Origin of the sequence: Streptococcus sp. UMB1203 (assembly GCF_030217725.1) — a bacterium.
Taxonomy (GTDB): domain Bacteria; phylum Bacillota; class Bacilli; order Lactobacillales; family Streptococcaceae; genus Streptococcus.
Map to the genome: position 1 here is coordinate 95,871 of NZ_JASOOK010000003.1, position 7,462 is coordinate 103,332.

At 44.3% G+C, this 7,462-nt stretch carries 1 protein-coding gene; it reads right to left on the reverse strand.

What is annotated here, in order from left to right; translation table 11 throughout:
* Window positions 1-139 precede the first annotated feature (139 nt).
* On the reverse strand, window positions 140-7,462 hold a 7,323-nt coding region (locus QP439_RS01760; protein ID WP_502961728.1), incomplete at its 5' end, for a DUF1542 domain-containing protein.

Consider the following 7,462-nt stretch of genomic DNA (forward strand, 5'->3'; position numbering starts at 1 on the left):
GATGAGATTGTTTTTAGTCCCGTCACGTATCTTCTGGTTAGAGAAAAAACTCTCCTAGTAGCTATTTTGCTCTAGGAGAGTTTTAAGAATAATATTATCCACTTAGTCTCAAAAAAGGAGTTGCGACCTTTAGAAATCGTTATTGATTTTCTAATTTATCTTCTTCATCTTCTTTTCGACGACGAGCAATAAGACCAAAACCAAGTATTGCACTAGCTGCTGCTGCAACCATTGCCGTTATGGATTCTGTTGTGCCTGTATTTGGCAATTCTCTAGCCACTACACGCTGATTAGTAGCTACTTGCTGATTCTCATTTTCAAGTTGTGAGATAGGAAATGCTACACTATCTTTCACTTTAGCTTTGGCTTCATCAGTTTTCAATACTTGGTCTATTGCTTGTTTTTCCTGTGGTTTTTCTTTAGAAGTTGGATTAGCTGAGTTTACATGAACTCCAGCACTTGCTCCAACTGCCGGTCTAATTTGTGCAATCGGATTGACTGAGTTCACTTCTTCAATACCAGTTGACTTAGCTTGGTCGACTTCTGAGTTGGTTGTGGCATTATCGATGGCTGCTTTTGCTGCATCAGCTTTGGCTTTCGCTTCAGCCTTAGCCACGGTTTTCTCTTCGTCTGTTAAGTCTGTGCGAGCATCAATCTCATCGTTCTTAGCTTTTAGGGCATCAGCTATTGCTTGCTTAGCTGCAGGTTTTGCTTGCGCTGTTGGAGTGACTGAGTCTACTGACATTGTTCCAGTTGACTTAGCTTGGTCGACTTCTGAGTTGGTTGTGGCATTATCGATGGCTGCTTTCGCTGCATCAGCTTTCGATTTTGCTTCAGCCTTAGCCACGGTTTTCTCTTCGTCTGTTAAGTCTGTGCGAGCATCAATCTCATCGTTCTTAGCTTTTAGGGCATCATCTATTGCTTGCTTCGCTGCAGGTTTTGCTTGCGCTGTTGGAGTGACTGAGTCTACTGACATTGTTCCAGTTGACTGAGCTTGGTCGACTTCTGAGTTGGTTGTGGCATTATCGATAGCTTCCTTGGCTGAGTCGGCTTTTACTTTCGCTTCAGCCTTAGCTGCAGTTTTCTCTTCGTCTGTTAAGTCTGTACGAGATTCTATCTCGTCATTCTTAGCTTTCAGAGCTTCATCAATTGACTTCTTAGCTTTTGGCTTCGCTACTGCGTCTGGATTTACATTATTTACTTCTCTTGTTCCAGTCACCTTAGCTTGTTCTACTTCCGCATTTGTTGTTGCGTTGTCGATTGCAGTCTTCGCTGCGTCAGCTTTTGTTTTTGCTTCTGCCTTAGCCCCAAATTTCTCTTCTTCTGTTAAGTCTGTGCGAGAGTCTATCTCGGAAGTCTTAGCTTTAAGCGCTTCGTCGATGGCTTGCTTAGCTTCCGTCTTCGCTACTGCCTCTGGGTTTACTGAAGTCACTGCTGTGATTCCAGTTGCCTTAGATTGGTCGACTTCTGCATTCTTTGTTGCTTTATCTATGGCTGATTTTGCTGCGTCAGCCTTATCTTTTACTTCTGCTTTAGCCGCGGTTTTCTCTTCGTCTGTTAAGTCTGTACGAGAGTCGATTTCATCAGTCTTAGATTTAAGCGCTTCGTCGATGGCTTGCTTAGCTTCTGTCTTCGCTACTGCCTCTGGGTTTACTGAAGTCACTGCTGTGATTCCAGTTGACTTAGATTGGTAGACTTCTGCATTCGTTGTTGCTTTATCTATGGCTGATTTTGCTGCGTCAGCTTTGGCTTTTGCATCTGCTTTGGCTGCAGTTTTCTCTTCATCTGTTAAGTCTGTACGAGCATCAATTTCGGCAGTCTTAGCTTTCAAAGCATCGTCGATGGCTTGCTTAGCTTCTGTCTTCGCTACTGCTTCTGGATTTACTGAAGTGACTTCTAAAGTTCCGTTAGTTTTAGCTTGGTCGACTGCTGCATTCGTTGTTGCTTTGTCGATGGCTTCTTTTGCTGCGTCAGCCTTAGCTTTTGCTTCTGACTTAGCAGCAGCTTTCTCTTCATCTGTTAAGTCTGTACGTGCGTCGATTTCGTCGTTCTTAGCCTTCAGAGCTTCGTCGATGGCTTGCTTAGCTTCTGTCTTAGCCACTGCACCTGGATTTACTGAAGTGACTTCTGCAATTCCAGTTGACTTTGCTTGGTCAACTTCTGCATTGGTTGTCGCTTTATCGATAACTTCTTTTGCTGCGTCGGCCTTAGCTTTTGCTTCTGCTTTTGCTGCAGTTTTCTCTTCATCTGTTAAGTCTGTACGTGCATCTATCTCGACAGTCTTAGCTTTCAGAGCGTCATCGATGGCTTGCTTAGCTGCTGTCTTAGCTTCTGGTTGTGGATCTACTGCTTTTACTTCTGTTATTCCAGTCACCTTAGCTTGTTCTACCTCCGCATTTGTTATTGCGTTGTCGATGGTTGCTTTCGCTGCGTCAGCTTTGGCTTTTGCATCTAATTTAGCCACAGTTTTCTCTTCGTCTGTTAAGTCTGTACGTGCGTCTATCTCAGCACTCTTAGCTTTAAGAGCTTCATCGATGGCTTGCTTAGCTTCCGTCTTCGCTACTGCTGCTGGAGTCACTGAAGCTACACTTGCTGCCCCATCGTTTTTAACTTGAGTTACTGCATCGTTTGTTGTTGCGTTGTCGATTGCAGTCTTCGCTGCGTCAGCTTTTGTTTTCGCGTCTCCCTTAGCTGCAGTTTTCTCCTCATCTGTCAAGTCTGTACGAGCGTCTATCTCATCAGTCTTAGCTTTCAAAGCTTCGTCGATGGATTGCTTAGCTGCTGACTTAGTCAACGCCTCTGGATTGACTGAAGTGACTTCTGTTGTTCCAGTCACCTTAGCTTGTTCTACTTCTGCATTTGTTGTTGCGTTGTCGATGGTTGCTTTCACTGCGTCAGCCTTAGCTTTTGCTTCTGACTTAGCAGCAGCTTTCTCTTCATCTGTTAGGTCTGTACGAGCGTCGATTTCATCATTCTTAGCTTTCAGAGCTTCGTCGATGGATTGCTTAGCTGCTGTCTTCACTACTGCTGCTGGAGTAACTGAAGCTACACTTGCTGCCCCATCGTTTTTAGCTTGAGTTACTACATCGTTTGTTGTTGCGTTGTCGATGGCTTGCTTAGCTGCGTCAGCTTTCGCTTTTGCGTCTTCCTTAGCTTTGGCTTTTTCTTCTGCTGTTAAATCGTTATTGGCATCAATTGCGTCGGTCTTAGCTTTCAATGCATCATCGATAGCTTGTTTTGCCGCTGGCTTCGCTTGCGCTGTTGGATTTACTGAAGCTATACTTGCTGCCCCATCGTTTTTAGCTTGAGTTACTACATCGTTTGTTGTTGCGTTGTCGATGGCTTGCTTAGCTGCGTCAGCTTTCGCTTTTGCGTCTTCCTTAGCTTTGGCTTTTTCTTCTGCTGTTAAATCGTTATTGGCATCAATTGCGTCGGTCTTAGCTTTCAATGCATCATCGATAGCTTGTTTTGCCGCTGGCTTCGCTTGCGCTGTTGGATTTACTGAAGCTACACTTGCTGCCCCATCGTTTTTAGCTTGAGTTACTGCATCGTTTGTTGTTGCGTTGTCGATTGCAGTCTTCGCTGCATCAGCTTTCGCTTTAGCGTCTGCTTTCGCCGCAGCTTTCTCTTCATCTGTCAAGTCTGTACGAGAGTCTATTTCATCAGTCTTAGCTTTTAAGGCATCATCGATGGCTTTCTTAGCTTCTGGCTTCGCTTCTGGTTGTGGATCTACTGCTTTTACTTCTGTTATTCCAGTCACCTTAGCTCGGTCTACTTCCGCATTTGTTGTTGCATTATCGATGGCTGCTTTTGCTGCGTTGGCCTTAGCTTTTGCTTCTGACTTAGCCGCAGCTTTCTCTTCATCTGTCAAGTCTGTACGAGAGTCAATCACGTCGTTCTTAGCTTTAAGCGCGTCGTCGATGGCTTGCTTCGCAGTCGGTTTTGCCACTGGCTTTGGAGTCACTGAAGCTACTGATGCCGTTCCTGCAGTCTTAGCTTGTTCCACTTCTGCGTTTGTTGTCGCATTGTCGATTGCTTCTTTCGCTGCATCAGCTTTTGCCTTAGCTTCTGCTTTGGCTTTAGTTTTTTCTTCAGCTGTTAAATCATCATTCGCATCTATTGCATCTTCTTTTGCTTTTAATGCATCATCTATTGCCTGTTTGGCTGCTGGTTTTTTAGCTGCTTCTGGACTAAACGAGTTCACATCACTTAAACCAGATACACTATTTACATCTACTTTAATGTCTGTATCTGCTGCATCGATTGCGTCTTTTGCCTCATTAGCTTTATTTTCTACTTCAGCTTTTGCTGCAGTTTTCTCTTCAGTTGTTAAATCATCTCGAGCATCGATTTCTTCTATTTTCTTCTCTAGAGCTGCATCAATTGCTTTTTTAGCCTCTGATTTCTTAACTGGTTCTGGACTAAATGAATTTACATCACTTAAACCAGATATACTATTTACATCAACCTTAATATCTGTATCAGCTTCATCGATTGCTTTCTTAGCTGCATCGGCTTTAGCTTTAGCTTCCTCCTTAGCTGCTAATTTTTCTTCTGCTGTTAAGTCATTATTCGCATCAATTTCTGCTTCTTTTGCCTTTAGTGCTTCATCTACAGCTTTTTTAGCCTCTGGTTTCTTAACCGCTACTGGATTCAATGAGTTTACATCTGCTACCCCAATAGTTTTTGAATTTTCAACGTCAGCATTTGTTGCCGCTTTATCAACTGCTTGTTTTGCCGCTTCTGCTTTAGCCCTAGCTTCTTCTTTAGCTGCTATTTTTTCCTCAGCTGTCAGATCATCTCGAGTATCGATCTCTGCTTCTTTGGCTTTAAGCGCATCTTCTATCGCTTTCTTAGCTGCTGGCTTAGCTTGCGCTGTTGGATTTACTGAAGATACACTCGTTGCTCCAGCGTTTTTAGCTTGAGTTACTGCATTATTTGTTGTCGCATTGTCGATTGCAGTCTTCGCTGCGTCTGCTTTGGCTTTCGCTTCTTCTTTAGCTGCTGTTTTTTCCTCAGCTGTCAGATCATCTCGAGCATCGATTTCTGCTTCTTTGGCTTTAAGTGCATCTTCTACTGCTTTCTTCGCCTCTGGTTTCGCTACTGGAGTTGGAGTCACCGAATCTACCGATGTTGCTCCATCATTTTTAGCTTGTTCTACCTCATCATTTGTTGTCGCGTTGTCTATTGCTGTTTTCGCTGCGTCGGCTTTGGCTTTTGCATCTGCTTTAGCTGCAGTTTTCTCTTCGTCTGTTAAGTCGTTGTTCGCGTCAATCGCTGCTTCCTTAGCTTTTAATGCATCGTCGATTGCTTTCTTAGCTGCTGGTTTGGCTACTGGAGTTGGAGTCACTGAAGATACACTTGCTGCCCCATCATTTTTAGCTTGAGTTACTGCATCGTTTGTGGTTGCGTTGTCGATTGCAGTCTTCGCTGCGTCGGCTTTGGCTTTAGCTTCTTCCTTAGCTGCTATTTTTTCCTCAGCTGTCAGATTATCTCGAGCATCAATCGCGTCATTTTTAGCTTTTAGGGCATCGTCGATTGCTTTTTTAGCTGCTGGTTTTGCCACTGCTGTTGGATTTACATTATTTACTTCTGTTGTTCCATTAGCCTTAGCTTGGTCTACTCCCGCGTTTGTTGTCGCATTATCGATCGCTTGTTTCGCTGCAGCTGCCTTGTCTTGCGCTTCTTGCTTAGCTTTGGCTTTTTCTTCGTCTGTTAAGTCATTATTTGCGTTGATTGCTGCTTCCTTAGCTTTCAGCGCATCTTCGATGGCCTTCTTAGCAGCCGGTTTAGCTGTTGGTGTTGGAGTGACTGATGATACACTTGTCGCTCCGTCGTTTTTAGCTTGCGTTACGGTATCGTTTGTGGTTGCATTGTCAATTGCAGTCTTCGCTGCGTCGGCTTTGGCTTTCGCATCAGCTTTCGCTGCAGTTTTCTCTTCGTCTGTTAAGTCGTTGTTTGCGTCAATTGCTGCTTCCTTAGCTTTTAATGCATCGTCGATTGCTTGTTTAGCCGCTGGCTTAGCTTGCGCTGTTGGACTTACTGAAGATACACTTGTCACTCCATCGTTTTTAGCTTTCTCAACTGCATCGTTTGTTGTTGCGTTGTCGATTGCTTGTTTCGCTGCGTCGGCTTTGGCTTTTGCATCTGCTTTAGCTGCAGTTTTTTCTTCGTCTGTTAAGTCATTATTGGCATCAATCGCGTCATTCTTAGCTTTCAATGCGTCATCAATTGCTTGTTTTGCAGCCGGTTTAGCTGTTGGTGTTGGAGTGACTGATGATACACTTGCTGCCCCAGCGTTTTTAGCTTGAGTTACTGCATCGTTTGTTGTCGCGTTGTCAATTGCTTGCTTCGCTGCGTCAGCTTTCGCTTTTGCATCTTCTTTAGCTTTTGCTTTCTCTTCCGCTGTTAAGTCATTGTTTGCGTCGATCGCGTCATTCTTAGCTTTAAGTGCATCGTCGATTGCTTTCTTAGCTGCTGGTTTAGCTGCTGGTGTTGGAGTGACTGAAGATACACTTGTCGCTCCGTCTTTTTTAGCTTGTTCTACCGCTGCATTTGTTGTCGCGTTATCGATGGCTTGTTTCGCTGCATCTGCTTTGGCTTTCGCATCTTCTTTAGCTTTGGCTTTTTCTTCTGCTGTTAAATCGTTGTTGGCATCAATCGTGTCATTCTTAGCTTTCAATGCGTCATCGATGGCTTGTTTTGCAGCCGGTTTAGCTGCTGGTGTTGGAGTGACTGAAGATACACTTCTTGCTCCATCAGTCTTAGCTTGCGTTACCGCATCGTTTGATGTAGCATTGTCGATCGCTGTTTTCGCTGCGTCTACTTTTGCTTTCGCATCTTCCTTAGCTTTTGCTTTCTCTTCAGCAGTCAAATCGTTGTTGCCATCAATTGCATCGTTCTTAGCTTTCAATGCGTCATCGATTGCTTTCTTAGCTGCTGGTTTGGCTACCGGAGTTGGAGTCACTGAAGATACACTTGTCGCTCCGTCATTTTTAGCTTGTTCTACCGCTGCATTTGTTGTCGCGTTATAGATGGCTTGTTTCGCTGCGTCAGATTTGGCTTTTGCATCAGCTTTCGCCGCAGTTTTTTCTTCGTCTGTTAAGTCATTGTTGGCATCAATCGCGTCGTTCTTTGCTTTCAATGCGTCATCGATGGCTTTCTTAGCTGCTGGTTTGGCTACCGGAGTTGGAGTCACCGAATCTACTGATGTTGCTCCGTCGTTTTTAGCTTGCGTTACTGCATCATTTGTTGTCGCCTTGTCGATTGCTTGCTTCGCTGCGTCAGATTTGGCTTTTGCATCAGCTTTCGCCGCAGTTTTTTCTTCGTCTGTTAAGTCATTGTTGGCATCAATCGCGTCGTTCTTAGCTTTCAATGCGTCATCAATTGCTTGTTTTGCAGCTGGTTTGACTACCGGCGTTGGAGTCACCGAATCTACTGATGTTGCCCCAGCGTTTTTAGC